This window comes from Nocardia sp. NPDC001965 (assembly GCF_053594175.1).
This window is the reverse complement of the sequence record NZ_JBSFDZ010000004.1, coordinates 282,348-307,380: the sequence shown is the minus strand read 5'-3', so window position 1 is coordinate 307,380 and position 25,033 is coordinate 282,348. Positions and strand designations below refer to the sequence as shown.

At 67.2% G+C, this 25,033-nt stretch carries 29 protein-coding genes; 10 read left to right on the top strand and 19 right to left on the bottom strand.

The window, feature by feature from the left end; genetic code table 11:
* Positions 1 to 41: 41 nt before the first annotated feature.
* A complete protein-coding gene (locus ACWCPQ_RS09810; RefSeq protein ID WP_449896690.1) occupies positions 42 to 473 on the bottom strand; it encodes a hypothetical protein in 432 nt (143 codons plus the stop codon).
* 84 nt (positions 474 to 557) lie between these two features.
* On the bottom strand, positions 558 to 1,493 hold the full coding sequence (locus ACWCPQ_RS09805) for an AraC family transcriptional regulator (RefSeq protein ID WP_449896688.1): 936 nt from the start codon (positions 1,491 to 1,493) through the stop codon (positions 558 to 560).
* A gap of 131 nt (positions 1,494 to 1,624) precedes the next feature.
* On the opposite strand from ACWCPQ_RS09805, the gene ACWCPQ_RS09800 reads away from it, so the two are divergent.
* Positions 1,625 to 2,317: an NAD(P)H oxidoreductase gene (locus tag ACWCPQ_RS09800; protein ID WP_449896686.1), complete on the top strand. Its 693-nt coding sequence runs from the start codon at positions 1,625 to 1,627 to the stop codon at positions 2,315 to 2,317.
* Between the two features lie 102 nt (positions 2,318 to 2,419).
* Here the strand turns inward: ACWCPQ_RS09800 and ACWCPQ_RS09795 are convergent, their stop codons facing one another.
* Positions 2,420 to 2,812, bottom strand: a complete 393-nt coding sequence (locus ACWCPQ_RS09795) for a VOC family protein (RefSeq protein ID WP_449896685.1) — start codon at positions 2,810 to 2,812, stop codon at positions 2,420 to 2,422.
* Positions 2,813 to 2,908: 96 nt separating this feature from the next.
* Here ACWCPQ_RS09795 and ACWCPQ_RS09790 point away from each other — a divergent pair, with 96 nt between their 5' ends.
* Positions 2,909 to 3,427 (top strand): AAA family ATPase, encoded by a 519-nt coding sequence (locus ACWCPQ_RS09790; protein ID WP_449896684.1) that lies wholly within the window; start codon positions 2,909 to 2,911, stop codon positions 3,425 to 3,427.
* 63 nt (positions 3,428 to 3,490) lie between these two features.
* Here ACWCPQ_RS09790 and ACWCPQ_RS09785 read toward each other — a convergent pair whose 3' ends face one another.
* Both ACWCPQ_RS09785 and bla read right to left on the bottom strand, forming a co-directional pair.
* Positions 3,491 to 3,715, bottom strand: coding sequence for a hypothetical protein (locus ACWCPQ_RS09785; protein WP_449896682.1), 225 nt, complete (start codon positions 3,713 to 3,715; stop codon positions 3,491 to 3,493).
* A gap of 36 nt (positions 3,716 to 3,751) precedes the next feature.
* A complete protein-coding gene (bla, locus tag ACWCPQ_RS09780; RefSeq protein ID WP_449896823.1) occupies positions 3,752 to 4,657 on the bottom strand; it encodes a class A beta-lactamase in 906 nt (301 codons plus the stop codon).
* A gap of 484 nt (positions 4,658 to 5,141) precedes the next feature.
* Between bla and ACWCPQ_RS09775 the strand changes: the two genes are divergently transcribed.
* The gene (locus tag ACWCPQ_RS09775) at positions 5,142 to 5,789 is read left to right on the top strand and encodes a DUF4272 domain-containing protein (protein WP_449896680.1); all 648 of its coding nucleotides are present in this window, start codon (positions 5,142 to 5,144) and stop codon (positions 5,787 to 5,789) included.
* A gap of 19 nt (positions 5,790 to 5,808) precedes the next feature.
* On the opposite strand, the gene ACWCPQ_RS09770 is transcribed toward ACWCPQ_RS09775, so the two are convergent.
* From ACWCPQ_RS09770 to ACWCPQ_RS09750, 5 genes are all read right to left on the bottom strand, one after another.
* Positions 5,809 to 6,168, bottom strand: a complete 360-nt coding sequence (locus ACWCPQ_RS09770) for an ArsR/SmtB family transcription factor (RefSeq protein WP_449896678.1) — start codon at positions 6,166 to 6,168, stop codon at positions 5,809 to 5,811.
* The gene (locus ACWCPQ_RS09765; protein ID WP_449896676.1) at positions 6,165 to 7,097 is read right to left on the bottom strand and encodes a ketopantoate reductase family protein; all 933 of its coding nucleotides are present in this window, start codon (positions 7,095 to 7,097) and stop codon (positions 6,165 to 6,167) included. The genes ACWCPQ_RS09770 and ACWCPQ_RS09765 overlap by 4 nt, the downstream gene beginning before the upstream one ends.
* Positions 7,098 to 7,423: 326 nt before the next feature.
* Entirely contained in the window at positions 7,424 to 9,733 is a 2,310-nt protein-coding gene (locus ACWCPQ_RS09760; protein WP_449896675.1) for an esterase-like activity of phytase family protein, read from the bottom strand.
* Between the two features lie 246 nt (positions 9,734 to 9,979).
* Positions 9,980 to 10,303 carry a hypothetical protein gene (locus ACWCPQ_RS09755; protein WP_449896674.1) on the bottom strand — a complete coding sequence of 108 codons (324 nt, stop codon included), beginning with the start codon at positions 10,301 to 10,303 and terminating at the stop codon, positions 9,980 to 9,982.
* A gap of 328 nt (positions 10,304 to 10,631) precedes the next feature.
* Entirely contained in the window at positions 10,632 to 11,351 is a 720-nt protein-coding gene (locus tag ACWCPQ_RS09750; RefSeq protein ID WP_449896821.1) for a DUF3558 domain-containing protein, read from the bottom strand.
* Positions 11,352 to 11,926: 575 nt separating this feature from the next.
* Between ACWCPQ_RS09750 and ACWCPQ_RS09745 the strand changes: the two genes are divergently transcribed.
* The 3 genes from ACWCPQ_RS09745 to ACWCPQ_RS09735 are packed head-to-tail and all read left to right on the top strand — an operon-like array spanning position 11,927 to position 14,177.
* A complete protein-coding gene (locus ACWCPQ_RS09745) occupies positions 11,927 to 12,463 on the top strand; it encodes a hypothetical protein (protein ID WP_449896672.1) in 537 nt (178 codons plus the stop codon).
* Between the two features lie 17 nt (positions 12,464 to 12,480).
* On the top strand, positions 12,481 to 13,719 hold the full coding sequence (locus ACWCPQ_RS09740; protein ID WP_449896670.1) for a hypothetical protein: 1,239 nt from the start codon (positions 12,481 to 12,483) through the stop codon (positions 13,717 to 13,719).
* Complete coding sequence (locus ACWCPQ_RS09735) at positions 13,716 to 14,177, top strand: hypothetical protein (protein ID WP_449896668.1); 462 nt, start codon at positions 13,716 to 13,718, stop codon at positions 14,175 to 14,177. The genes ACWCPQ_RS09740 and ACWCPQ_RS09735 overlap by 4 nt, the downstream gene beginning before the upstream one ends.
* A gap of 11 nt (positions 14,178 to 14,188) precedes the next feature.
* On the opposite strand, the gene ACWCPQ_RS09730 is transcribed toward ACWCPQ_RS09735, so the two are convergent.
* The 6 genes from ACWCPQ_RS09730 to ACWCPQ_RS09705 form a co-directional block, all read right to left on the bottom strand.
* On the bottom strand, positions 14,189 to 14,863 hold the full coding sequence (locus ACWCPQ_RS09730) for a hypothetical protein (protein WP_449896666.1): 675 nt from the start codon (positions 14,861 to 14,863) through the stop codon (positions 14,189 to 14,191).
* Between the two features lie 195 nt (positions 14,864 to 15,058).
* Positions 15,059 to 15,805, bottom strand: coding sequence for a hypothetical protein (locus tag ACWCPQ_RS09725; protein ID WP_449896665.1), 747 nt, complete (start codon positions 15,803 to 15,805; stop codon positions 15,059 to 15,061).
* A gap of 85 nt (positions 15,806 to 15,890) precedes the next feature.
* Positions 15,891 to 16,697 (bottom strand): hypothetical protein, encoded by an 807-nt coding sequence (locus ACWCPQ_RS09720; RefSeq protein WP_449896663.1) that lies wholly within the window; start codon positions 16,695 to 16,697, stop codon positions 15,891 to 15,893.
* 5 nt (positions 16,698 to 16,702) lie between these two features.
* Complete coding sequence (locus tag ACWCPQ_RS09715) at positions 16,703 to 17,026, bottom strand: hypothetical protein (protein ID WP_449896662.1); 324 nt, start codon at positions 17,024 to 17,026, stop codon at positions 16,703 to 16,705.
* Positions 17,027 to 17,127: 101 nt separating this feature from the next.
* The gene (locus tag ACWCPQ_RS09710) at positions 17,128 to 17,751 is read right to left on the bottom strand and encodes a hypothetical protein (RefSeq protein WP_449896660.1); all 624 of its coding nucleotides are present in this window, start codon (positions 17,749 to 17,751) and stop codon (positions 17,128 to 17,130) included.
* 214 nt (positions 17,752 to 17,965) lie between these two features.
* On the bottom strand, positions 17,966 to 19,090 hold the full coding sequence (locus tag ACWCPQ_RS09705) for an FAD-dependent oxidoreductase (protein WP_449896658.1): 1,125 nt from the start codon (positions 19,088 to 19,090) through the stop codon (positions 17,966 to 17,968).
* An 81-nt stretch (positions 19,091 to 19,171) separates the two neighbouring features.
* Here ACWCPQ_RS09705 and ACWCPQ_RS09700 point away from each other — a divergent pair, with 81 nt between their 5' ends.
* Positions 19,172 to 19,843: a TetR/AcrR family transcriptional regulator gene (locus ACWCPQ_RS09700; RefSeq protein WP_449896657.1), complete on the top strand. Its 672-nt coding sequence runs from the start codon at positions 19,172 to 19,174 to the stop codon at positions 19,841 to 19,843.
* Positions 19,844 to 19,946: 103 nt separating this feature from the next.
* Here the strand turns inward: ACWCPQ_RS09700 and ACWCPQ_RS09695 are convergent, their stop codons facing one another.
* Positions 19,947 to 20,795 (bottom strand): methyltransferase domain-containing protein, encoded by an 849-nt coding sequence (locus tag ACWCPQ_RS09695; RefSeq protein WP_449896655.1) that lies wholly within the window; start codon positions 20,793 to 20,795, stop codon positions 19,947 to 19,949.
* 411 nt (positions 20,796 to 21,206) lie between these two features.
* Here ACWCPQ_RS09695 and ACWCPQ_RS09690 point away from each other — a divergent pair, with 411 nt between their 5' ends.
* Complete coding sequence (locus tag ACWCPQ_RS09690; RefSeq protein WP_449896653.1) at positions 21,207 to 21,452, top strand: hypothetical protein; 246 nt, start codon at positions 21,207 to 21,209, stop codon at positions 21,450 to 21,452.
* A gap of 190 nt (positions 21,453 to 21,642) precedes the next feature.
* Here ACWCPQ_RS09690 and ACWCPQ_RS09685 read toward each other — a convergent pair whose 3' ends face one another.
* Together ACWCPQ_RS09685 and ACWCPQ_RS09680 are read right to left on the bottom strand one after the other, a co-directional pair.
* Positions 21,643 to 21,969, bottom strand: coding sequence for a hypothetical protein (locus tag ACWCPQ_RS09685; RefSeq protein WP_449896651.1), 327 nt, complete (start codon positions 21,967 to 21,969; stop codon positions 21,643 to 21,645).
* Positions 21,970 to 22,021: 52 nt separating this feature from the next.
* Positions 22,022 to 22,678: a TetR/AcrR family transcriptional regulator gene (locus ACWCPQ_RS09680; protein WP_449896649.1), complete on the bottom strand. Its 657-nt coding sequence runs from the start codon at positions 22,676 to 22,678 to the stop codon at positions 22,022 to 22,024.
* 137 nt (positions 22,679 to 22,815) lie between these two features.
* Between ACWCPQ_RS09680 and ACWCPQ_RS09675 the strand changes: the two genes are divergently transcribed.
* Complete coding sequence (locus ACWCPQ_RS09675) at positions 22,816 to 23,745, top strand: zinc-binding dehydrogenase (protein WP_449896647.1); 930 nt, start codon at positions 22,816 to 22,818, stop codon at positions 23,743 to 23,745.
* Between the two features lie 195 nt (positions 23,746 to 23,940).
* Positions 23,941 to 24,789: an LLM class flavin-dependent oxidoreductase gene (locus tag ACWCPQ_RS09670; RefSeq protein WP_449896645.1), complete on the top strand. Its 849-nt coding sequence runs from the start codon at positions 23,941 to 23,943 to the stop codon at positions 24,787 to 24,789.
* The last annotated feature ends 244 nt before the right edge of the window (positions 24,790 to 25,033 follow it).

Sequence of the window (25,033 nt, the reverse complement as noted above, 5' to 3'; positions counted from 1 at the left end):
CCCGGGAGCACAGAACATCGCATCGACCGGTGGTGGATCGCCTAGGGCAGCCGCTGGCACGAACTGCCGGTGTCGAGCCCCTGTCCCGGCACATCGACTTCGATGTACTTCGCCGACGTGTACTGCCCCGGCGTGAACTGCTGGGCGGTGATGTTCTGCCGGCCGGTGTATTTCGGCGTCCACTCGAAGGTCGCGGTCCCGTTCTCGGCGTGATAGACGGCCTGCCCCAACCGCTCTCCGTTACCCGGGACATTTCCACCGCTGTTGATGATGGTGACCTCACCCGCCTCGGACGGCGGCGCGTCGACTGTCGCCGTCACCGTGTAGGAGCAGCCGGTCAGCAGCCCCTCCGGCCCGGCGGCGACATCCACTCCGGTAACGGCCGCTCCGGCGCCCGGTGCTGCGTACACTGCCGCGACGCCCAGGGCGCCGAGCACGGCGGTGAAGCCGAAATGTCGGATATTGCTGTGCATATCGAACCTTTCGTGATCTTCGGTCGGACCCTCCGACCCTCTCACACGCGGCCGGGGCCCGCCGGACGGTGCGCGGCGGGCGGCTCAGGCTCCGACGTCGACGGTGGCACGAAAATCGCTCGGCCGGATGCCCCGGTGTCGTTTGAACGCGGCACTGAATCCGAATGCGTCCGCGTAGCCCACGGCTTTGGCCACCTGCGCCACGGTCAGATTGCGATCGGCCAGCAGTTCCTCCGCCTCGTCCATCCGGCATTCGGTGAGATAGGCCAGCGGCGACTGTCCCATGACCTCGGAGAACCGCCGCGCGAACAATGCCCGCGAAACCCCGGCCTCGGAGGCCAGCGACGCGACTGTCCAGCCGACGGCGGGCTTTCCGTGTATGGCTTCCAGCGCCGGACCCACCACCGGATCGGACGGCCCCCGATACCAGCCCGGTGCGCCCGCGTCCTGCCCCTCGAACCAGTCACGCAGCGTGCACACCAGGCTCCAGTCGAGCAGCCGGTCCATCAACGCCTGTGCGCCGGCCGGTCGGCGCGCGGCGTCCGTGGCCACTGTCTCCATCCACGCGCACACCTCCACATCGTCGGATACCACCAGCACCGGTGGTATCGCACGTAGCAGGCGTTCGTGGCGCCGGCCCGATGCCCGGTAGGCACCGACGATCAGCGCGGTCTCACCGGCCGGGTCGTCGCCCCAGCGACCGTCGTCGAGCGCGGCATCGCATTTCACATCCGGTGCGAAACAGGCGACCTCGTATTGCTCGTGCGGCAGATCGACCGTATCCGCGTGGTCGGCGAAGAGAAACGGTTCCGGACCACGCACGATCGCGGTGTCCCCGGCCACGATCCGGCGCTCGATCCCACCGGGCAACAGCAGAGTTCCCGCTCCGCGCAGCACGGTGATCATGGTCAGCGGTGCGCGGTCGGCGAATCGGATACTCCACGGCGCTTCCAACACCGCGTTGGTGAGTACGGCACCTTCGGCACGGATACCGCTCAGCAGTGCGCTCAAAGGATCCACTCCACCGAGAATAGACGAACTCCTATCGGATATAGATCTTTACCCATAGATCGTCCATCAGTTGCGGTGTGGAATGGGACAGGATCGCATACCGAGAGCATCCGGAGAACCGGATCGAGATGGAGGACCCCGTGCCGCACCCCACGACCGACGATGCCCCGACCACCCGCACCGCCCTCGTCGTCGTCGCCCACCCGCGCCGCGACTCGCTCACCGCGCATATCGCCGAACTGGCCGCTCGCCGGCTCACCGCGGCCGGCTACCGCATCGACCTGCTCGATCTGCACGCCGAGAACTTCGACCCTCGGATGATCGCCGCCGACCTGCCGGAATGGGGTAACCGGGACAAGACCTATTCCCCCGATGCCGAAACCCATATGCAGCGCATCCTCGCGGCCGATGTGATCGTGCCGGTGTTCCCGGTGTACTGGATGCAGGTCCCCGCGATCCTCAAGGGCTGGATCGACCGGGTGTGGAACTACGGATTCGCCTACGGTCGCAGCAGGCCCCGACTCGCAGGTAAGCGGATACTGTGGCTGGGCCTGGCGGGCGCGGCGGACGACGACGCGGTCGTCGAACTCATGCAGCAGGCACTCAGCACCCAACTCGACGACGGCATCGCCTACTACTGCGGCTTCGCACAGTCGTCGGTCGGGCTGCTGCCCGGCGCGGAGGAGAAACGGCAGCGCCTGGACGACGCGGGCAATCTGCTGCTCGACGAGGCCCTGACCGGCGCGGTCCGCGATGCCCACTACGCGGAGCTGGAGAATCGGGCGCTGGGCTTCGTCGATGATTTCCTCGCCGTAGAACAGGTCCCGGCCTGACTGCAGCGGATACCGGCTGGGTCACCGCAGCACCGCGTGACCCGGCCGCCCGACGCTCCGGATCATCGATACCGCCTGCCGAGCCGAACACCCGCCCAGCGCTCACTCTTCGGCCGATACCGGTGTACCGATGATCCATTCGTGGCCGAACGGATCACGCACCCTCCCCTGCCGCACCCCGTACGGTTGGTCCGCCACCTCGAATACGATCTCGCCCCCGGCATCCACCATCCGCCGCGCGAGGCCGTCGGGATCGGCCGACACAGTGGTGAGGAGCAGTCCGCGGCCGCCGAGCCGCAACGGGTCGTGATCGAATTCGTCGGCGTCCTTCAGCTCGAATACCGCCCCACCCGGAAGTCCGAGCGCGGCGAATACCACTCGACCGGCCGCCGCGTGCCGCTGCCGGACAGCGGCGCCGAACGCTTCGCGGTAATAGCGGATCGCGTCGTCGGCCCCCTCGACGATCAGTTTCGGGGTGATCTGCTCAATGCTCATACGGAGAGTATGCGCAGGTCCGCCCCGCACCGGCTTGGAGATTTGTCGCCTGGGTGCCGGCCGCCCGAACCGGCGCCTTCCTGCGACGATGGCCCGGTGGAAAAATTCCTGGTGCTGGTGAACGGATTACCGGGTTCCGGCAAATCGACGCTGGGCGCGGGCCTGGCCCGGGCACTGCCGGCGGAGTTCCTCTCGAAGGACGCCGTCAAGGAGGCACTCGCGGGCTGCGTCACCGGGATCGACACCGCCCGCGAACTCGGCGGGATCGCGATGGACACCGTCTGGGCCCTGGCCCGGGCGATACCGGGCAGTGTGGTCGTGGATTCCTGGTGGTTCCGGCCGCGCGATCTGCGGTTCGCGCAGGCCGGGGTCGCGCGGGCCGCACCGGACCGGTTGCTCGAAATCTGGTGCGATGTACCGGCCGAGGTCGCCCGGGCGCGGTATGCCGGGCGGCGGCGGGCCGCGCTGTATCGGGACGAGCAGCGGCTGGCCGTGGACTGGGATGTGTGGGCCGCGCGGGCGGAACCGCTGGGACTCGGCACCGTACTGACGGTCGACACCACGCGGCCGGTCGATTACGCGGACCTGGCCGGAACGGTACTGCGCGGCCGATAGCCCCCGCACACCGTTCCGGTCCCGGTCACTTCCGGCGTTCTCGACTACCTTCGAGGCAGTCGCTCAGAACGGCTGGCCCTGCAGGAGCGCGAAAGCGCCCGCGATGAAGAACAAAGGGATGAACAGAGCGGTGGCGACCGGGTCGCCGTTGAGATAGCCCTGCCGAATACCTTCCAAAGCTGCTGCGGAACCCGAATTCATATCAGCTGACCCTTTCGCTGTGTCGTTGCTCGACAGAGCCCACAGTACTGACTCGCACGAGACCGCCATTACCACCAGCGATAGCATCAGCACACCACCGGGACCGGCCGCACCGCGGGCCCGTCAGCCGGCCGGGCTGGTTCCGAGCGCTTCCACAGCGGCCCGGGCGGCGGCGGCCACCAGAGCATTGGCCGGTTCGGCATCCTGCTGGGATCTGGTGGTGAGCACCGCGATGACCAGTGGGGCCCGCCCCGGCGGCCAGGCTACGGCGATATCGAGTGCGGACCCGTAGGCCGGGGAGCCGGTCTTGTTGCCGACGGTCCAATCGGCGGGCAGCCCCGCGCGGATCCGATTGCCGCCGGTCGCGCTGGCGACCAGCCACGAGGTCAACTGCGCGCGTTCGGGTTCCGCGAGGCTCTCGCCGACGACGAGTGCGCGGTAGTCGGCGGCCAGCGCGGCGGGGGTGGTGGTGTCGCGTTCGTCGCCGGGGATCGCGGTGTTCAGCTCGGTTTCCCAGCGGTCCAGTCGCGAGGTGTCGTCACCGAGGCTGCGGAGGAACGCGGTGAAACCGGCGGGTCCGTCGAGCAGTTTCAGAATCTGATTGCCGGCCGTGTTGTCGGACACCGTGATGGCGGCCTCGCAGAGGGCGGCCACCGTCATTCCGGTGTCGACATGCTGTTCGGTGACCGGTGAGTTCTCGACGAGATCGGTGCGCGGATACCGGATCACCCGGTCGAAGAATCCCGACGACAGCGGATGCCGGTGCAGCAGGGCTCCGCAGGCGAGGCCTTTGAACGTGGAAGCCATCGGGAACCGCTCACCGTCACGGTAGGCGACGCTGCGACCGTCGGCGGTATCGACCGCGAACACCCCCAGTCGCGCGTCGTGTGCGGCTTCCAGGTCGGCGAACTGTTGTGTCGTCACGGCCTGACCGCCAGCATCTGCCGGTGCGGTCGCGACCGTGGTGCCGGAGCCGGTATCGCATGCGGTTGCCGCCGACAGCGCCGACACCGCCAGTGCGACGGCCACGAATCGGCGGCGATCGACCGAGAAGAGTTGAACGAGTGCGGAGAATTTCACCCCCGCAGCAGATCACCCCGGCGGCGAACGAGACCAATACTCAACTCCCCCGCAGACAGGTCGGACCCGATATCACTGCAGCTCAGACGGCCTGAAAGCGTCGGAACACGCACTGCTTCCCCGCTCGGCCGGCAGCGACGCGAGATCGGAGCGCCGCAGGGCGCCTACCAACAGGTGGGGCGTTTGCGTGGACAGCTCTCCGCGGCACCCGCCATTTGCATCCGACGGCGGGGCGCGAAAAACTGGCGGCTCGACCGTAGGCGCAGCGAGACGAGTAAAACAGCTGAGCGACAGCGCTTTCCGCGAGTCACACGGATTCGGCGCCTGCACCGCGGGTGGCGAACCAGGCCCTTCGGCAAACCTGTCGCCCGGCCCTTCACCCGAACCGTTCCCCAGCGGCTCGGTGACACAGAGTGCAACGGAGAGGAATCCGATGATCCTGTCGACACAGGACCGATTGAAACAGCACGGGCTGGAAGTGGACTCACTACCCGAGATAACGGAGATCTTTCCCATCCGCCTTCGCGATCCCGGCGAGTTGGCCGAACGCACCCTCGCCCTGCACGCACTGCTCGGCATCATCTTCCATCCGGAGCCGAGAGAGATCTCGGAATGGCTGCGGGCAGAGGATTTTCTGCAGAAGTTGACCGAGCGAGAGAAATGGGCCTTCGCACTGACCGAGCTGCCCGAGGACGAGATGCGGTGGCAGCAGACTGCTCTGCAGTCGAACCTGCTGACCTGGCGAGCCGAGTCTCTGTATGTCCTGCTCTGGGCCTCCGGAAGAGTTCCGAGTCTCGTCGATGCCGGCGAAAGGATGGACGGTTCACTGGTCGCCGAGCATCTACCGACGCTGGGCCGGCCCCTGCAGCCGTTCATCCACGAAGCCGGCCTCCGTCCCGGCCGGGAGATACTCACGGAACTGCACTATTACTTCTTCCTGAATCACTTCATGGAGGATGTGTACGAGCAAACCGGAGAGATAATCGGCGACCTGGATCCCATGCTGACAGCGGAACGGTTCCGTGCTTTGCATTGGATCTCCTGTGCCGACCAGTCGGAATGGGATGCGGACGAGGAGTGATTCCGCGCCGCCCCCCGGATCACGCCCCGGCCCCCGGACGTCGATCCGCACCGGGCTGATCCGCACACGAGGTGATCTGGTCCACGAGTTCGCGCAGCGGGGCGAGGAGATCGGTCAGTTCGGCGCCGTTGAGCGTGTAGAACCGGAGGGTGCCGCGCCGTTCGACGGTGAGCAGTCGCGCCGACCGCAGAATTTTCAGGTGATGCGAGACGGCCGGTTGGGAGAGACCGAGCTGCCCGGCGATCTCGCCCACGCTGGCCGCCCCGCCGGCTTTCAGCAGCAGAGCGATGATCGCCTGCCGCCGGTCGTCACCGAGCGCGGTGAACAGTGGCTGGCATTCGGTGAACGTGCCCAGCAGGCTTTCCGCGGTGGGGGTCACGGCGTCTCCCGAGCGGACAGACGGTTCCGCAGCTCACGCAGACGATTCACCGGCAACCCCCGGGTTTCGCCCTCGGCGATCCACCCGTCGAGCATCAGCCTGGTCTGATCGGCCACCTTGGTGAAATGGGCTTCCAGGTAGCGGTCCAGATCGAACGGGAGCAGCACCCGCAACATCCGCAGCGCCCCCCGTGCCACCCATTTCGGTACACGGACCCGGTGGGCCCGGGGTTGCGCGGCGACCACCGCCGAGGCTTCGGCACCGGCCTCGACCGCCGGTCCCATATCGGCGAGCAGAGCGGGCAGCGACCAGTCCGCTGCTTCCAGCGCGGCGATACCGGGCACCATCAGTGCGGCGACGCGTTCGCCGGTACCGGCGCGGGCGGACCGGCGAGCGCGCAGGCCACCGGCGCGCAGCGCATCTACCACCGCCCCCGCCCGATCCGGGTCACCGAGCACCGTCAACGCCGAACCGGGTGGCACCCAGTACGCGATCCCCGGCGCCGGTACCTCACCGGTCAACGGCGCCGAGTAGGCGAACAGAGACGGCACCACCTGCACGATCCGCCCGGCCGGCCACACTCGCTCCAGCACGGCCCGATCGTGCAGATCCTGTCCGATGGTGACCACGGTCGTGTCGCCGACGACGTCCCGCAGAGCGGGCAACCACGACCCACGCAGCGCGGTCGAGGACACACACAACCAGACCATGTCCCAAGGCCCGTCCGGGGTTTCGGCATCTACGCCCGCGGGGCGCAGCCGCTCGGCGACCGGTCCACCGAACCGGCGCAGTCGATACAGCGTGCGCCCGGTGCCACCCCAACCGGTCCGGCCGGGCTTGACCAGATAGTTCACGCTCGCCCCACCGAGCCCGAGCCGCAGCCCGAAAACCTGACCGAGCGCACCGTCGCCCACCACCAGGATCCGCATCCGTCCTCCATCCAAATATTTAAATGGAAGAATATATGATCCCCGCTCCCCTTGCTTCCGAAAGGACGATGCCCCCACGGCCCCGAGGCCGCACCGAGGGACGACGAGATCCCTGCGAGCTCAGTCGCCGAGCAGCGTCTCCCACCTCGAGTAGGCGCCGAAGCCACGGAAGCGGCGGGAAATGAGGTCCCGCCCGCAGACAGGTCATCGATCAGGCCGGCGGCAGCCGAGATCCGAGGAGCGGATCCGAGTGGCGCCGACCTCCGCACAGTGACCACCCGATCTCGCCGCCGGACTTCGCGCCCGGCGACGAGATCGACACCGAATCATCCGCCGAGGGCGGACCCGGCCGGACCGAGATCCAGGAACACCGTTTCACCGTTGGCGTCGTCCAGGCCGTCGTTATCGGTGACCACGTACAGGTTTCCGTTACCTCCGACGGTGACCCCCTCGACCTTCTCCTGGACGAAACCGTTGGTCGCCCGCAGATCCGGCAGCAGATCGTGGACCAGTTTCTTCGGCAGGACCGCCGGAGCTTTCCCCGCCTCGGCCACCCCGCCGCCGGTGGGGATCTCGACCCGGTAGACAGCCTTCCGTGCCGCGTCCGGGCCGTTGAGCTTATCGCGTTCGAGTACGAGCAATCCGCCGTCGTGGACCACGATTTCGGACAAACCGATCCAGTCGCCCAAGGTGTCGGTGCTCTCCAACCGGTAGCCGAACCACTCCCACCGGCCGTCCGCGTAGCGGCCGATCCGGGCGACCCCCAACGGGTCGCCTTTCAGTTCCCGCTGCAGGACCACCCAGACGGCGTCACCGTCGACGGCCACTCCTTCGAGTCCCTGACCACCCAGCCCTGCCGCGATATCCGCGGGCAACGCGACACGCTCTTCGATACCGCCGTCGGCTGCGGCGAACACGAGTTCGTTCCCCGTGCCCTCGTCACCTTCGACAGCCAGCACGAACCCGCCTTCGGGGCGAGCGGAGACGCCTTCGATATCGAGGGTCACCGGCGCACCGTTCTCGGTGATCGGGATCTGTTCGTCGACGACAGCCGGCTTCCGCGACGTATCGACGCCGAGGACCCGCGCCGGCCCGTAGGCGATATCGGTGGCGGTGAACAATCGGTTCTCGTCGGCGGGGTCGGCGGACAAGGCGCCGAGCGCGCCCCAGCCGATCGGCGCGCTGCCGGCTTCCGCGGAGACGATCGACGGGAATACCGGGGTGCCGGCACTTCCGGTGAACGCCGCACCGTAGCCGTAGATATTCACCGCCGCCCGCACCCGGGCCTCCGCGTCATCGGTTTCCGACGCGACGACCAGCAGATCCCGCTGCGGGACCGGCACGATACCTTCGGGCCCGGGTGTCGTCGGCAGGACCTGGACGAACTTCGGGTCGGTGACATCGCCGAGGTCGTAGACCGCGACGAAGTTGCTGCGTTCGGAGGCGACCAGAGCGGTGGGACGCCCGCCGATCTCGGTGATCGCCAGACCCTCGGGCTCCGGGCCCTTCGCCTCGGCCCGGCCTTCGTTGTGCAGACCGATCTGCACCGCCAGCCGCTCGAACGTATTCCCGGCATCCCACACCACCGCACCATAGGCGGCGTCGAAGATCGACCAGCCCCGGGTGCCACCCTTCCAGTCGCCTTCGTCGGCAGTGGCCAGATGGCCGTCGCCGATCCAGCCGATCGCGTCGGGCTCCCGCGGAGTCTCCGGGATGGAGCCGGTCTGCTCCAGCTTCCCGTCCTCGGCAGTATCGATTCCGTTCACCGCGACGGTCCCGGCGTCGAAGATCGACGACACCGCTCCCGTCTTCCCGTCGATCACGGCGATCCCATTGTTCTCCTGCAATGTCACCGCGACCTGTCCGCGAGAGTTGATGGAGACATATTCGGGTTCGAGATCCTCCGGGGTGTCCAGGCCCGCGGCACGCGCGGCCGCCACATCGAAATCGACCCTGCGCGTTTTCCACCGGTCCGGGACCCCGTCGAGATCGATCAGCTGGACGAACCCGGTCGGCGGCTGCGGCAGATCGCCCTCCTCGCCGCCGGCAGGGGTGAACTCCTCGTCACGCTGATTCTCCATCGCGACCGCGGCGAACGACCCGTCCGCACTGACCGCGATCGAATCCGGTTGACCACCCAGATCGATACTGTGCACCCTGGTACGGTCGCCGACCCGCACCACATCGAGGCGACCCGACGGTTTCGTGGAATCGCCGCCGGTCGTATCGACGACCACCAGCACGTACTCGCCATACGCGATCACCGAGGTGGGTTGATCGTCGGCATGGCCGAGTTCGGCCAGCGACAGCGTGCCCGACCCGGCCGGCTTCGCCGGATCGCGGATATCCAGGAACCCGATCCGTTTCGCCGTGGCATCGGTGTAGATGAGGGTGTTGCCGTCGGGCGTCACGGTGGAGATCTCGGCCCCGGTCTCGGTATCGACCGGCTCCCCGGCGGGCCGGTTGGTGTACACCGGATAGGTGGCCAGCCGGTGGTAGCTCGCCGCGGCCGGCGGGTTCCACTCGACCGGCGACCCGTCCCCGCCGGGCTCGTCGCTCGTGCAACCGGCTGCCAACAGCGCCACGGCAGCGGCCACGGCCACGGCCACGACCCGGCTCGGGTTCGACGTCGTCATAGATCCTCTGCTTCACACACGACACGTATCCGCGCCAGCTTGGCGTCATCGGATGAGCTACCGGCAACCGATCGGCAACGCCCAGGAAGCGGACAAACGTCCAACTGAATTGGAACAGCTCGATCGTGACGACGGCGAACTCTGTGAACTACCGGCATCCCTGCGACCAGCGGCGGTGCCGGGGCCCTCGACTGCGGAACGGAACGCCACCGGCCACCGCTTCCGCGCCGCTCGACTGCGGACCGTCTACTGCGCTGCACCAAGGGCTGCGGCGATCCGGGCGATATCCAGATCGACCACGACATCGTCACCGTTCCACACCCCGCGGTCGCTGATCGCCAGCCCGATCAGGGCCAGCTCCGCCGCGTCATCACGCAATGCGGCCTGTTCCCAGCTCTCTTCGCCTGTATCGTCCGACTCGTCTCGATTCCACGCGGCCATCGCGGATTCGGCCATTGCCCGGGATAAGCGGACCTTCACCCGCCCGACCTCTCGGCCGAGATGGGCACCGATCGCCCGGAGCACCTGCCGATCCGCCGCGTACCGCGCGTACTGATCCTGGTCGTCCACGCCCCGAGCGTAAGCAGGCAGGCCGATCACTCGAACTCGGCCACATCGTCATGCCCGCCGGATCAGCTCTGCGACGCGCAAACATCCAGGCCGGCATCGCGCGTCTCGTGTCGGCACACCGAAGCCACCTACGAACAGGACATGGACGATCTCTTCGACCTGAAGTATCGGGATTCTCACCGATACCGGCGACCGCCCTCTGCTGCCCGTCGAATCCACTGGGTTCGGGCCCGACCGCCAGTTCGATCAGCCGGATAACGCGGAGCCGGACCACGCCGTGTCGACCGAAGCGAAGCCTGTCGTAGCGGTTCTGTACCCCGCACGGACCTCACTCGTCGAGCGCGCCGGCCAATACAGTTGCGGCCTGGCGGATCTCACCGCAAGGGTCCGGAGCCTCAGCCGTTCCGGGAGCTGCCGTCAATGTGACACCGAATGTCCCGTCGGGCGCTCCGACAGCGGCATCGCACGCCGGCAACGTCGTCCCCGCCACCCGGTAGACAACCGCGGGACGACCGTTGATCGGCCCGGAATCGATAACCTCATGGTCTTTGTCTCCGCCGACTTCGGTGACCGATTCGGTGCTCGTGGTGATATTGAGCGACATAGTCGGCATTTTTTCGCCATTGACGGTCGAGTAACGACGGAAGCTGCAGCCGATCTTCGTCAAGAGCGAACTGCCGGTGATTTCTGCAGCCTGTCGTTGACGGCTCCCGGGGTCGAAACCCACCTGGTCGATCAATGAATCCTCGACTTCGAAACACGGATCGAATGCGACCTCTCCGGGCACGGCATTTCCAGGTGCCGGTGGCACGGACACGCCGATACCCTCGGATGAGGGAGTGGGAACAGCGGACGATTCGATAGCGGACGTAGCCGAGTTCGATGGGGAGGTAGGTTCCGATCCCGCCGATTCGGAGGAGGCACACCCGGTGACCAAGCCGGCTACGGCGACCAAACCGACAGCCGCGGCTGGAACAGCGCCGGAGAAGTACCGATGGGGAACGTGATGCCCCCGGCTGTTCGTCCTGAATGAGCACCTGCGCAGCATCACGAACCTACTGTCCCCACTTATCCGGCCGGCTGAATCGACGACGGCAGCCGACGACTCCCACCAGCGAGTCCACCGGAGTGTATTAAAGAACCGGACGACTCGGGCACACTGCCTGCCGCCACAGTGTTATCGTCCGACACGTACTCGAGATGGATCCAAGGGGGGTTGGTGGTCGCGAACCACACCGGGCGGCGTCGGCCGAATGCGCCGACTGTGGCACTCCGAGCAGATGATCTCGTTTCCGGCTGCGCCTGCGCGGCATCGTGAAGAGCCGAGACCTGTCCACCCGCGTCGCTGCCTTCCTGCGTGACTTCCGCCGACGCGGGCCTGCGAAGAGCGGGCGAATCCAGGCTCTCCGCCTTCTGATCGCGATCGTTGTCGCTGCCTGCATCATGGTGTTGGTCTCCCAGGTCGGAAACCCTCTCGTAAAGAACGAGAAAGGGACCGTCGACAACGCCACTGCGTGGAGCCCGCCGCCGCAGATCGGCCCGACAGATCCGCCGCCACCACCGGATCATCCACGTCTCGAGCCGCCGATGATGACTCCGGTCCCCGAGGGGGATCCGCAGCCGGTGCCGACCAAGTACGGGCTCACCTACACGGTGCCGTCCGGAAATGGCTGGCGACCCAGCAATCGCACAGTCGTGGGCTACTCCGATCCGACCGGGCGAGGAACGCTCGTCACCTACGGAGCCGTCAGCGACTACGGCGCACACTACTGCCCCGATACGGACACTTCCTCCTTGGCGTTCATCGGAGCCCGCGGTCGAAATGGCGTGGACGTCGCGACGGCCGCACGCCAGGAGATCGAGAAAACACCGGAGCTCTTCGCGACCCCCGGTGCCCACGCTCCACACGTCGAAGTGAGCCTGCCGACCGAATTGAACCTCGACGGCCGGCCGGCGGTCCGGTACACCGCCTCGGTTTCCGCACTGCCGCAACTTGCCTCATGTGATCCGGTGGAAACGGAGTTCACCGTCGTGGCCACACCTGCACCTGCAAACGCGGAAGTCGCGGTCTTCGTGATCCGCCGACATATCGGTCTGACGGATGCACTCAGCGAGAGCGCAGTCGACGACATCATCCGAACGATTCGAGCGAGCAAGTAAGGGCAAGGTGTAAACAATTGGTAGAGGGGTTCCGGGCGAACGCCGGCGAGATCGCCGGGATGGGCAACCTCATGGAGGATATCGGCAAGGATGCCTGGAAGGCCGCCGACTTCATTCACAAAGAGGGGCCGCCCGCCGAATGGCTGAATGCGGAGATCATCAACGGTCTGCTGGAACCTTTGCGGTCGTTCTCGGAAACCACCCGGATGCGTATGCTCAGCATCGGAACGACGACCGCCGACAGCGCACTCGCGTTACGCGACGCCGCCTGGCTCTACGTGGACCAGGACAACCGAACCTATGAGGCGCTGAACCGGCAGAAGGTCAATCTACTCGCCCCGGATCAGGAAGTTCCGGCGCTCGCCGAACAGGAAGCGGTGGGCGCGACCAATGCTTTCGAAGGCGCAGTCGCGTACCCGAAACCGGAGAACGTACAGCTAGACCCGCCGACGGCGAACAAAGAAGAGTTGATCGGCCTCATCGGGGACGTCGCGCCGCCCCTCGGAGCCGTGAACGACACAGTGAAGCGCCTGACCAAGGCCGCCGGCAAGGAGTTCGATCCGCTGGGTGAGGCTTTGAAGCCCATTCCGGGAAACTGGACCGAGATCCGAAGAATCGGTGAGGCGTACAAGATTGCCGGTCAGGCGCTCGAGGCATGTGGAAAGAATCTCGAGTCGGGTGTCAAGCGGGTCGACGCGTATTGGGACGGCCAGGCAGCCCTCGCGTTCAGCGACTGGTCTGCCCGCCAGATAGCGGCGATGAAATGGGAAGGCCCGACGGGTCGAATCATCTCCGAGGGCCTGGGAGCAGTCTCGGATGAAATTCGCAACGCGATCCGAAGCGTGCTCACCTGGCTGTGGGAGATGCTCGAAAGCCAGGTGAAGATCGATGGCATAACGGATGCCTTCAAGTTCGCCTTCAAGAAGATCCCGGTCGTGGGCTGGACCGCTCAGATCACCGAACTGGCATTCAAGATCAAGGACATCATCGAGCGCGCGGTGAATTTGGTCGATCAGATCAGGAAGTTGGTCGAGGCGGTGCAGAAATTTCTCGAGGTGCTTCGCGATCCCGCCCAATTTGCCCGTGACCAGGCCAATCAGAAGTTCGAGCAATTGGTGGAACCGTTCGCCAAAGGTGTCAAGGCAGCGGACATCGTGAACGACGCCAGACTGGCGGCCGACCTGTCCCAGACCACCAACCGCCCAGGCGAGTCTTATGACGTGGGCACCGGACAACAACCGTGGGCGAACGGATGAAACCGCACAGCTTTTCCGATCGCAACCCGGATGTCGACCCAGCGGTCGAGGCCGCCTACCGCAAGTTGCTGGGTGCCGTCGACGACCTACGGACCGCGCGGATTCGCATGGACGAATTCGATATGCAGGCCTTCCTCGACGCGCCCACCGAGGTCACGGAAGAATTCATGCGAGCACTGGCCGTGCGGCCGGGCGCCTCGCCGGAGCTCACCGACTATTGGGTGCGGGTACAACGTGGTGAGTGTCAGTGGTCCGAAATCGAGACCTGGGCTCAACCGCTTCCGCCGGAGGTAGTCGAGATGAAGTCGTCGGACCGGTTCATCTGGAATTGGAGCGCGGCACCTCCGTTGTCCGAGACGCCGCCACTGCGTCCACGATCCGATCCCGGCACCGTCGGCCCCTCTGATTGGCCCGACGACTTCGACGACTATCCGGATGGGCGGTCTTGGCTTGTTTGACGCGTGCCCTACTACTTCCGGAGTTCGTCCATCACCTGTCGTACCTGGGCTTCGGCGACAGTGGCGAGGTCGTCCTTGGTGCCGCCGACGACCTGCAGCGTGACGGATACATCCAGGTTGGCGTCGCGCACCTCGAGTTGATACACCGAGGCCACCCACGAATAGGCCGTGGACGATCCCTCCGACCAGTAGTAGTGGGCTTCTTCACCGATACCGGTGACCGCTCCCTGTTCCCTGTCCGTACCGGTGGTCTCGGGCCCGAGCGGTAGTTGGATCGGCTGGATACCCACCGATGGTTGCTCATCGACGGTCGCGATGAGCGCGATCGATGCCAGCTTCGACTCGTCGGCCGATTTGTTCTCGGCCGAGCATTCGAGCATTGTTATCGGCCCGTTCCGGGTTTCCTTGTGCTCGGGCTGCGCTCCCATCGGCGGTACCCACTGTTCGATCACGGAGATATCGACGACATCACACGAGTTCGCCACCTCTTTCGCGGTGTACCCGGCATCGGCGGAGTGCCGGGACAGCAGGACGGCGGCTACGCCGGCCAGCGCTACGGCGGCGAGGGCGATGCCGGCAATGATCCACGGTCGCTTACTGCGGGGTGCCGGTGGTTGCGGGTAGGACGTGGGCCCGGCCGGCCCATACGGATAGGGCGTGTTCGGCGGTATGGACGGCTCTGCCACGGTCGGCCTTTCGATCAGATCCCGGTGACGTCGGGGAATTCAATGAAATCATCCATCGGCCGACCCTGTTCGCGGATCCGGTCCATCGGGGCCGGATCGGCGGGATCGTCACTCGGACAACGCGTTACCGGCCGGGCGGAGCTCGCGGCCCGGTCCCGGCGAACGGCCCACGCGAGGTAGCGGCAGCGCGCGGTGTCAGATCGCGGCCTCCGCCAGCTTTCTCTTGTGTTCGACGATCCGCGCGGCCACTTCACTGTCCGGAACCTGTTCCGGTACTTCCCCCTTGACGATTGCCGGTGTCCGCGCCCGTATCCGAGCGCAACAATCGACGATGTCCTGTGCGATATACCTCGGATCGGCCCGAACAGCCCAGTCCGGGTCGATAGTGATCGAGATCAGTTGCGAGCGTTTCGCGACCACGGTGATTCCCGGTTCGCCGTGCGGGCCGCATCCCGGTCCGTGGGCCGTGTGTACCGGCTGGGCGAACAATTCGTTGTACAGCGCCGTGTACTCCTGGTCGGTGCGGGTCCGCAGGAGCAGGGGTGCGGCGTCGCGCAGGGACGGGATGGTCGCCGGCGGAATCGTCCCCGACTCGATCAGGGCGAGCGTCATCTCCTGGATCGTATGCCGATAGGCGTCCATGATCGAACGGCCGTAGTCACCCGGCGCGAACATGTCCTTCCACGCCGGCTTCAGCGTTATGGACACCGGTAGGCGGTCGAGTCCGCACTTCACCTCCACCAGTCCGGACGGGGCCGACGGTACGCGCGCACGTTCGGGCCCACTGGGTTTCGGAGGCGGTGGGGGTATCGGCGGCGCGGGGGCCGGCGCCGGCCGGGGCGGTGCAGGCCGGGAGTTCACCACCAAGGGCTCTTCGTCCCAGAATTCATCAGGGTCGTCGTAGTGGTTGAAGAATCCGCCGTTGAAGTCCTGCGGTGACATCGCGGCCCCTATCGAATCGGGCTACTGCGGCAGGGAAAGCGGCACACTGCCACCGTCTGGGCGGGGCAGGTGCCGACCGTATCGATCAGCCGTCGGCTCCGTCCTGCTTCCAGCCGTCGTCCTTGTTGTCGAACTCTTTGGTCTGGGTGCCGGGCCATACCGTCGTTCTCGTCGGATCGACGGCCAGCCCGGTCGCGTCGTTCACCATACTGCTGAGGGTGTTCGAGGCGATCCGAACCTTGACGTTCACCTCGATGAAATCGGTGAAAGCCGCCACGACCAGGTCGACGGCCGCGACCACCGCCGAGTTCAGATTGTTCACCGTCCAGACCAGCGCGGCGCCCGCTGTCGCCTCCGACTCGGCCAGACCGACAGCGAGTTCGGCCAGCATCGTGCCGACGTTCTGGATGACATTCGAGTAGAGCGTGCGACCCTCTTCGGCGATCGCCAGCATCTGATCGTTCATCTTCTGGCACTGCGCGGTGACCGCCGTCATTGCCGCACCCTGCGCCGTTTTCGACGCGTTGAATGCTTTGTAGGCGCTTCCGTCCCAGTTACCGTCCATATTGAAGGAAATATCGTTGACGCGGGCATTCACGGCCGATACCTTCGTGCCGACATCGAGCCATTTGGCCGCATAGTCCACGAAGAGCCACGGGGCGAACATTCCCTCGACGAACTCCTCGAGCTTCGCCAGCAGTTCTTTCAGCTTTTCCTGGATATCGTCGCGGGTATCGGTCAGCAGCAGATACGACGCGAGACTGATCACTCGGAGCTTGTCGAATTCGCCGTTGAGACGGTCCGGGACCTCCTTCACCTCGTCGATCTTGGAGAGGAGATCGTCACGGATTCCGGCCAGTGCGTCTTCGGTGAGAAGGGGATACTCGGTCATCGGATCTAGGAACCCATCTCTCCGGCGACCTTGTTGAGCGCCTCCTGGTTCTGAGATTCCTGATCAGCGAAGCTCACCGCGGTGGCATGCAGCGCGTTTCCCATCTGGTCGGCCGCGCCACCGGCCTGGTTCAGCAGGTCCTGAAGGTGGGCGGCGGCCTTGCTGTAGGACTGCCACGCGCCGATGAACAGAGCACCGAACTGCACCTGGGTGTATTTCAAATTGTCGATCGATTGCGCTGCTTCCCGCAGTTGCGGGCCGGCTTCGGTCAGCCAGCATTTCGATGTCGCCTCGAGCAGATCGAGATCTGTCTGCAGGTCACGTGCCATGTTGTTCCGTCCTCGAGTAACTGTCACCGGTCGGCGGCAAGACGATCAACCCGTTCCGATCGGATTTCTCGAAGCGATCCCCGCCCGAATTTCTGCCCGCCTCATGTCACGACGGCACCCAGATCCACGGCCATGGCCTGCGCGATCGCCCGGGCCCCGGGCGCGAGTTCGGCGATCTCGGCCGACCGATCGCTCCCGTCGGGCCGGGTGGTGAAGTCCGACCCGTCGACCGTGACGCTGACAATGGCGTTGGCGGTACGGAACATCGTCACCGCCGTAGCGGACGAACCCTCGACCGCACCCTCGAAGGATTCGTCGCCGATACCGGTCGTGATCCGGCAGTCGACACTCGCGCAGGCGGTGTCGAAGTGCCGCTCGGCGGCTTGCAGCGCACTCGCGCCCACCTGCAGGGCGATCCGCAGATGGATCACGCGCCGGCTCGGCGGATCGGTCGACGGGGAAGCGGCCGGCGCGGCCGCGGCCGCGTAGATCGCTCGGCATTCTTTCGTGGTGAGGTCGGGCGACGTCGACGGCGCACCTGTCTCTTCGAAACCGACCGCGTCACTGAACAGTTCACCGGTGTAGGCACGAACGGCATCCGCCGCCGGGGCCGCCATCTCGGTGCAGGAGCCCGCGATCCCCCGGTATACCGGCTCCGATGCGGAAGTCCCCGGCCCGTCCGTTCCGCACCCGGCCAGCAACCCCGTCACGGCGACCGCGCTCACCACAATCGACCGTGGCCCGCGAAAGCGCCCCATACCCACCACCATCACAACAAGAATGTGTCGAGGTGACCCGATATCCCCCCGGTTGTCGCTGCCGACACTAACCGGCCACGCAAGTGGCCCGCAACCGCATCGGGCCGGCGAATCCGCACCGCCGAGCCCGGCCGCAACCGCACAGCGCTCCGATCAGGAACGCTCCGCGCGATGCGGGCCGCTACCCGGTTCCGCCGGTCAGGAAATCGACGAGCGCGGACGGCGCACGGTCGCCGAGGCAGAGTTCCAGTACCTCCCATGCCTGCGCGTAGGCCGGCCCGCTGCGCGCGAACAGTGCGGTCTCGTACGCGGCGAGGGCCGCCTCGGCATTCCCGGGATGGGCGACGATCGCCTGTGCGAGTTCGGCGCCGTCCAGCATCGCCAGGTTCGCGCCGTCGCCCGACGGTGGCATGAGATGCGCGGCGTCACCGAGCAGTGTCACCCCGGGAACCCGGTCCCAGCGGTGCCCGTCCGGGAGGGCGTGGATCATGCGCGGGACCGGCGCGGTGTCGCCGGCGGTGATCAGCGCCGTCAGTTCCGGTGCCCATCCGTCGAATTCGGCCGCGATCCGGACGACCGCGGCGGGATCGGCGAAGTCGATACCGGCGATCCATTCGGCGGGCCGGTTCAGCTGGATGTAGGTGTGCAGGACATCGCCCGCCTCGCGGTGCGCGACGATTCCCTTTCCCGGGTTCAGTGCGTACATCGCGCCGGCACCGACCGCGGCGGCCGTCGTGGGATGCCGTTCACCGGCATCGAAGAGATAGGTCTCGACGAAGGTCGTGCCGATGTACTCGGGTACCGCCGCGGACAGCAGCGGCCGGATCTTCGACCAGGCGCCGTCGGCACCGACGAGGAGGTCGGTGGTGACTGCCGCCCCGTCCGCGAAGACCAGTTCGTGCCGGCCCGCGCCCAGCGACCGGACACCGGTGATCTTGTGGCCCCATCGGACCGTTCCGTCGGGTAGGGAGTCCAGCAGGATCCGGCGCAGGTCGCCGCGCAACACCTCGGGACGTCCACCGGTACCGTCGTCGGGCTCGTCGAGCAGGACGGTGCCGGACCGGTCGAGCACACGTGTGGCCGCGCCGCCGCGATGGATGATCGCGCGGAATTCGGCGGTGAGACCCGCCGCCTCGATCGCGACCTGTCCGTCGTGCTCGTGGATATCGAGCTGTCCGCCCTGCGTGCGGGCCCGGGCGGCGGGTTCCGCCTCGTAGACGGTCACGGGTATGCCGTGGATGTGCAGGACGCGGGCGAGGGTGAGGCCGCCGAGGCCCGCGCCGGCGATCGTTACAGGTGTCGTCATCGTCTTCTCCTTCCGTGATTTCTGGAACGCCGTTCCACAAACACTGTGGAACGGCGTTCCAGATATGTCAAGATGGAGCGTATGGCGACCAGGACACAGCGCGGCGCACGCCGGGCGAACGCACTCTCGAAAGAGCGGATCGTCGAGGCCGCGATCGAGATCCTCGACACCGAAGGCGAGAACGCGCTCACCTTCCGCGCGCTGACCGCACGCCTGGCGACGGGTAGCGGGGCGATCTACTGGCATATCGCGAACAAGGACGAACTGCTCGCGACGGCGACCGACGACGTCATCACCCGAGTCGTGACCGGGGCCGCCGAGGGAGTGCCGCCACCCGCGGCGATCCGGGCCATCGCCTCGGGACTGTTCGACGCGATCGATGCCCACCCGTGGGTGGGCACCCAGCTCGCCCGTGAGCCCTGGCAGGCCGCGATCCTGCGCATATTCGAAGGAATCGGCGGACAACTCCGGGCGCTAGGCGTTGCGGAGGAGGCACAGTTCGACTGCGCGTCCGCGCTGGTGAGTTACATCCTCGGCCTGGCGGCCCAGTACGCCGCGGGCGCTCGGCTGCTGTCACCGGATACGGACCGTTCGGCCTTCCTGGCGACCGTGGCCGCGCAATGGACCCGGCACGACCCGGCCGAGTACCCCTTCGTGCATTCGGTGGCGGCACAGTTGCCCGGGCACGACGACCGCGAACAGTTCCTCGCCGGTATCGACCTCATCCTCGCCGGTATCGCCACCCTCGGGTGAGCGGCCCGGCCGATCGCCGATGCCGCGGCCCCGGGCCACACGAAACCGGCGACACCACCCGCGCCCGGGCTCCGCAACATTCTCGCGGGACCCCCACCAGGAGTTATCTGCCCGGACGATGTCCGAGCACAGCGAACATGGTCACCGACAGGTGATAGTCGCCGGTCGCTATACCGGCTTCGAGCGCCGCGATCAAATCGGCACGCTCCTGTTCGGTGACCACCTCCCGGGCCAGAGCACTACCGCCCACCTCGTCGAACATCGGGCGGGCGGCGGCCGGATCCCAGATCACCGCCTCCGAACCCATATCGTCGATCTCGAATCCGGCCGCGGCGAGCAGGCCACGCAGCAGCCGGCCGGACCTGGCATTCGGCGTGGCCTCCAGCATCGCGGCGACCATCCGGGCGACCACTCCGGAATCGCCGGGGTGCAGGATCGCGGTCTGCCAATCGCTGTCGATCAGCACCACCCGGCCGCCGGGCCGCAGAACCCGGGCGATCTCCGCGGTCGCGGCGGCCGGATGGTCGAGATGCTGGTAGACGCGCTCGCACCGGACCGCATCGAAATGATCGTCGCCGAACGGCAGCCGGTAGGCATCGGCCTCCACGAACCGGCACGGTATCGCCGCCGCGACCGCCCGTTCGCGCGCCACCGCGAGCATCACCGGATTGGGTTCGACGCCCACGGCCTCCCCGCCGGACCCGACCCGGCGGGCGAATTCCAGCACCTCCGAACCGGTCCCCGAGCCGATGTCCAGGGCCCGTTCCCCCGGACCGACCGCCAGCGCTTCGTGCGCCCAGCCGCGCATCCGCCGGATCCCGGGCAACGCGGCCTGGAGATCGAGGGCGGTGACGAGCAGAGCCGTCGCATCGGAGCGGGACGCCCGCTCCGATGCGATCGCGTCCAGATGGAACGACGGCGTCCACGCCGGCTGCTCTTGTTCGCTGGACATGAGTCTCGACCGTAGCGGGAGTACAGCGCCGTACCGCGCCGTGCCGATATCGGTTGGGTGGAGGTTCGCGCCGGAGCCCGAGATATCGGCCGCGGGAGATCACGGCAGCAGCACGGCGGCGGGGGCGCGGCCGACCGGGACCGGGTTCGGTGGCGGCTCCACAACGAGCGGATCCACCCGGCACTCCGGGTTTACAGCGACCTCGCAGAGCGCCGATCGAGCGGATCACCCGCGGGCGGCACCGTTTCGCCTTTCCGCGATTGCCGGTCCACCATCAGGGAAGCGAAACGTTCGCGCCTCTAATCTGTTGAGAGAGAGTGAATCTCGTTGTAACACTCTCGCACGACCCGAACATGTGACAGCGTAACGATCCTCGTCCCCAATTGTGGGGACACCAACGAAAGGAACACTGTGAGATCCAGATTCAGCACCTTCGCCGCCGCCGTCTCCATCGCCGCGGCCGGCGTGGGCGTGGCGGCCGGTGCCGCATCCGCCACCCCGCTGCCGCTGACCGATGCGGCACCGGTGACCGACCCCGATTCCGGCACCGGCGCAGCCACCGGTTCCGCCGATCAGCTGCTTCCGGTGCTGCTGCCGCTCCTGCTGAGCGGTTCCGCCGGCGGCGACGCCGCGGCCGGTGCAGGCGGCGGCGCGTAAGAGGAACACCCGTACGTCTTCCCGTCGATATCGCGGCCCCTGTTCGCCGGGCGTGGCCGCTCCGGTGAGGACGTAGTGCACCACCCGAATCTGCGTAGGCTCTGGACAGTTCGTCCACAGCCGCCGGTCCCGGAAAGCTCACAGCTTTCCGGGACCGTTTCTTTTCCGGCCGATATGGACGCGATTCGCCTCAGTCGGGGCACCCGAGCACTCGCAGCAGACCGGTGCGCAGCGCGTGCGTCGCGTCGGCTTCGCCCGTCCGGCCGCCGCGGCTCGCCTCGGCCGCCGCGTGCGCGAGCTGGACGGCCACCGCGACCAGCCAGTCCACCGACAGCTCGGCATCGAATTCACCTTCGCAGGATTCGTCACCGAGGAACTGGAACACATCGACGCAGTCACCGCCGTCACGGTCGATATCGACGCCGATACCGTGACTGTCACCCACATCGGCGATCTCGACACCGCGTCGTTCGTACGAACTCGTCGCCGGCTCGTAACTCCCGACTGCTCGAGCCACCGCGAGGGCCGACACCACGGGCCGAACACGTCCGGCGGATCCCGGCCCGCGGCTACCGGTCGCGGATGACAGGGCGGGGCGCCGGAGTCATGGCGAGCGCGTCGGGGACGGCGGCGAAGACATCACGTACCCGGCGCGCGAGTGCGGCGGTATCGGTTTCGCGGGCGCCGTCGCTCCACACGTCCAGGGCACGATGGAACGCGGCGACCACGATATCGAGCGCCAGCCGGGGACGCGGATCGGCGGGAAGGCCGATATCGAATCGGTTGTGCAGGATCAGCAGGGCATCGCGGACCGTCCGGTCACAGAACTGAAGGTTGTTCGCCGCCATGGCGGGCGTGGACTGCGCGAGCCGGTGACTGCGGGCGGCGCGGTCGGCCCAGCCGTCCGGCGGCATCCGGTCCAGCGCCGCCAGCACACTGCCCTGCACCGTCCCGTACAGCGTTCCGGCGGATTCGCGGGTCGCGAGGTCGTCCAGGAAAGCGGCCCAGAGATCCCGCAGGGGGGCCATGGCGACGTCTTCCTTGCTGGTGAAGGTCCGGAAGAAGGTGCGTTTGGAGACTTCGACGGCATCGCAGAGTTCGTCGAGCGTGGTGTTGTCGAACCCGTTCTCCGCGAACAGTTCCAGGGCAGTGTCGACCAGCGCCTGCCGGGTGCGTTGTTTCTTGCGTTCCCGCAGCGGCGGCCGGTCGCGCGCAGCGTCAGCCATGGTCACAGAGTAACCACCTCACGCCCCCGGTCCGCTATCGCCCCTTGACGCCATTTGCCACTTAGTGGCATTTTATCTCGGAGGCCGTGGCGCACTCGGCTCCACCGGATTCCTCATGACTCGAAAGGTGCGGTCATATGCGCGCATTGGTGATCGATCGTTCCGCTCCGGCGGGATTACGTCTCGGCGAGGTCGCCGATCCGGAGCCCACCCCGCACCAGGCGGTGATCCGGGTGACCGCGACATCGCTCAACCACGGCGAGGTCCGGTTCGCGCGCGGCGACGCACCGCAGGGGTCGGTACCGGGCTGGGACGCGGCCGGGATCGTGGAGCACGCCGCCGCCGACGGGTCCGGGCCGGCCGCCGGTACGCCGGTGATCACCCTCGGCTGGGACGGCGCCTGGGCGCAATACCGCGCGGTCGACACCGATCTGATCGGGACGGCACCGGGCGGCGCGGAGCCGGCGCAGCTCGCCACGATTCCGGTCGCCGCCACGACAGCGCTCCGCGCCCTGCACCGGCTCGGCCCGCTGCTCGGACGCCGGATACTGATCACCGGAGCGACCGGCGGCACCGGGCGGTACGCGGTCCAGCTCGCCCGGCTCGGCGGCGCATACGTCGTGGCGGCAACCGGCGATCCGGCCACCCACGGCCCGAGCCTGCGCGAACTCGGGGCCGACGAAGTCGTCACCGGCACCGGCGATCCGGCCACCCCGGTCGACGGCGCGATCGATCTGGTCGGCGGTGCCCATCTCGTCGACGCCTACCGGCGCCTCGCCGAGGGCGGGACCGTGGTGGCGGTCGGTCATTCGGCGGAAGCGGACGAAACGTTCCCGTACGGAGCGTTCTTCGGCGACCAGGGACGGCACGACCGGTCGGTCACCTCGTTCTTCCTGCTGGGATGCGCCGATCTCGGCCGGGATCTGACCTGGCTCGCCCAGCAGGTCGCCGGCGGCACACTGCAGCCGAATATCGCCTGGCAGGGCGAGTGGACCCGATTCGGCGAAGCGGCCGAGGCACTGTTGTCCCGTCGCCTGCACGGTAAGGCCGTCCTGGAAGTGTTGTGATCGCGGTTCCGCAGGCGCGGAATCCCGTCCGGACGACCCATCGTGCTTGCGACGGCCGGTTTCCCGCCCTATAGTCGCCATCAATCGATCGGTGCTCTCCAGAAGTACAGCCGCAGAGCGGGAGCCCGCGTCCGCACGAATCCGGACGATGAGTGGGCGGCACTGTTTGCCCACCCGTTTTCAGGAGGAATTTCCGTGCACATCGGACTCGGATTGCCCATCGCCGACCCCGCCGCCCTGCTCGACTGGGCCCGGCGCGCCGACGCGGGGCCTTTCTCGACACTCGGCCTGCTCGATCGCCTCGCCTACGACAATCCCGAACCGCTCGTGGCGCTGTCGGTGCTCGCCGGCGCCACCACCCGGGTGCGGGTGCAGACCGAGGTCCTGCTCGCCCCGCTACGCGATACCGCGCTGCTGGCCAAACAGGTGGCCACACTGGACCGCATGTCCGAGGGCCGACTGGTGCTCGGCCTCGGTGTCGGCGGTCGCGCCGACGATCACGCCGCGGCGGGTGTCGATCTGGACCACCGCGGCCGCCTGATGGACGAACAACTCCCCCGGCTACGCGCGCTGTGGTCCGGTGAACCGTTCGGCGCCGAATGCGGTCCGATCGGTCCCGCCCCGGTCCGGCCCGGCGGGCCACCGATCCTCATCGGCGGCTTCCGGCCCGTGGCGCTGGCACAGATCGCCCGCTGGGGCGACGGGTTCCTCTCCGCGGCGCCGGCGCAATGGTGCGAGGGACTGTTCGACTCGGTCCGCCGGTCCTGGCACGAACACGGGCGGGCGGGCGAACCCCGGATCGTCGCCCAGGTGAACATCGCGATCGGACCGGCAGCCGTGGTCGACGAGGCCCGGGCAGCAGTCGGCGCGTACTACGAGTTCAGCGGCTGGGCGGAGAACACGGTGTCGGGGATGTGTACGACACCGGCGGAGATCCGGGCCGCGATACGGCAGTTCGCCGATCTCGGAGCCGACGAAGTGATGCTGTATTGCTACGGCACCGATCCGGAACAGGTCGACCGCCTCGCGGATCTGGTCGGCTGATCGGTTCCCCGATCGCGATCGGTGCGGACACCACGTCCGGCCGCACCGATCGCGGTCCCGGTCGCACGATTGCCGTCGCGCCGGCCGGGCTCTGCCGCGGGCCGGCGCCGATGGCCCCAGGTCTGCCGGTGCGCCGAGGCTGCCGGAGACCACTGAGTTCCCCGCCACTCCGGTCGGCAGCAGGTGGGAGCCTCCCCTTACGGGAAGGTAGAGTTGCCGCGCCGAGTGCTCGCCGACCGCAGAT

Excerpts from the sequence above, each read along its gene's own strand:
- ACWCPQ_RS09810 (WP_449896690.1), bottom strand. The coding sequence starts at position 473 with ATGCACAGCAATATCCGACATTTCGGCTTCACCGCCGTGCTCGGCGCC.
- ACWCPQ_RS09795 (WP_449896685.1), bottom strand. The coding sequence starts at position 2,812 with ATGAGCATTGAGCAGATCACCCCGAAACTGATCGTCGAGGGGGCCGAC.
- ACWCPQ_RS09785 (WP_449896682.1), bottom strand. The coding sequence starts at position 3,715 with ATGCTATCGCTGGTGGTAATGGCGGTCTCGTGCGAGTCAGTACTGTGG.
- ACWCPQ_RS09775 (WP_449896680.1), top strand. The coding sequence starts at position 5,142 with ATGATCCTGTCGACACAGGACCGATTGAAACAGCACGGGCTGGAAGTG.
- ACWCPQ_RS09765 (WP_449896676.1), bottom strand. The coding sequence starts at position 7,097 with ATGCGGATCCTGGTGGTGGGCGACGGTGCGCTCGGTCAGGTTTTCGGG.
- ACWCPQ_RS09760 (WP_449896675.1), bottom strand. The coding sequence starts at position 9,733 with ATGACGACGTCGAACCCGAGCCGGGTCGTGGCCGTGGCCGTGGCCGCT.
- ACWCPQ_RS09750 (WP_449896821.1), bottom strand. The coding sequence starts at position 11,351 with ATGCTGCGCAGGTGCTCATTCAGGACGAACAGCCGGGGGCATCACGTT.
- ACWCPQ_RS09735 (WP_449896668.1), top strand. The coding sequence starts at position 13,716 with ATGAAACCGCACAGCTTTTCCGATCGCAACCCGGATGTCGACCCAGCG.
- ACWCPQ_RS09725 (WP_449896665.1), bottom strand. The coding sequence starts at position 15,805 with ATGTCACCGCAGGACTTCAACGGCGGATTCTTCAACCACTACGACGAC.
- ACWCPQ_RS09720 (WP_449896663.1), bottom strand. The coding sequence starts at position 16,697 with ATGACCGAGTATCCCCTTCTCACCGAAGACGCACTGGCCGGAATCCGT.
- ACWCPQ_RS09715 (WP_449896662.1), bottom strand. The coding sequence starts at position 17,026 with ATGGCACGTGACCTGCAGACAGATCTCGATCTGCTCGAGGCGACATCG.
- ACWCPQ_RS09705 (WP_449896658.1), bottom strand. The coding sequence starts at position 19,090 with ATGACGACACCTGTAACGATCGCCGGCGCGGGCCTCGGCGGCCTCACC.
- ACWCPQ_RS09700 (WP_449896657.1), top strand. The coding sequence starts at position 19,172 with ATGGCGACCAGGACACAGCGCGGCGCACGCCGGGCGAACGCACTCTCG.
- ACWCPQ_RS09695 (WP_449896655.1), bottom strand. The coding sequence starts at position 20,795 with ATGTCCAGCGAACAAGAGCAGCCGGCGTGGACGCCGTCGTTCCATCTG.
- ACWCPQ_RS09680 (WP_449896649.1), bottom strand. The coding sequence starts at position 22,678 with ATGGCTGACGCTGCGCGCGACCGGCCGCCGCTGCGGGAACGCAAGAAA.
- ACWCPQ_RS09675 (WP_449896647.1), top strand. The coding sequence starts at position 22,816 with ATGCGCGCATTGGTGATCGATCGTTCCGCTCCGGCGGGATTACGTCTC.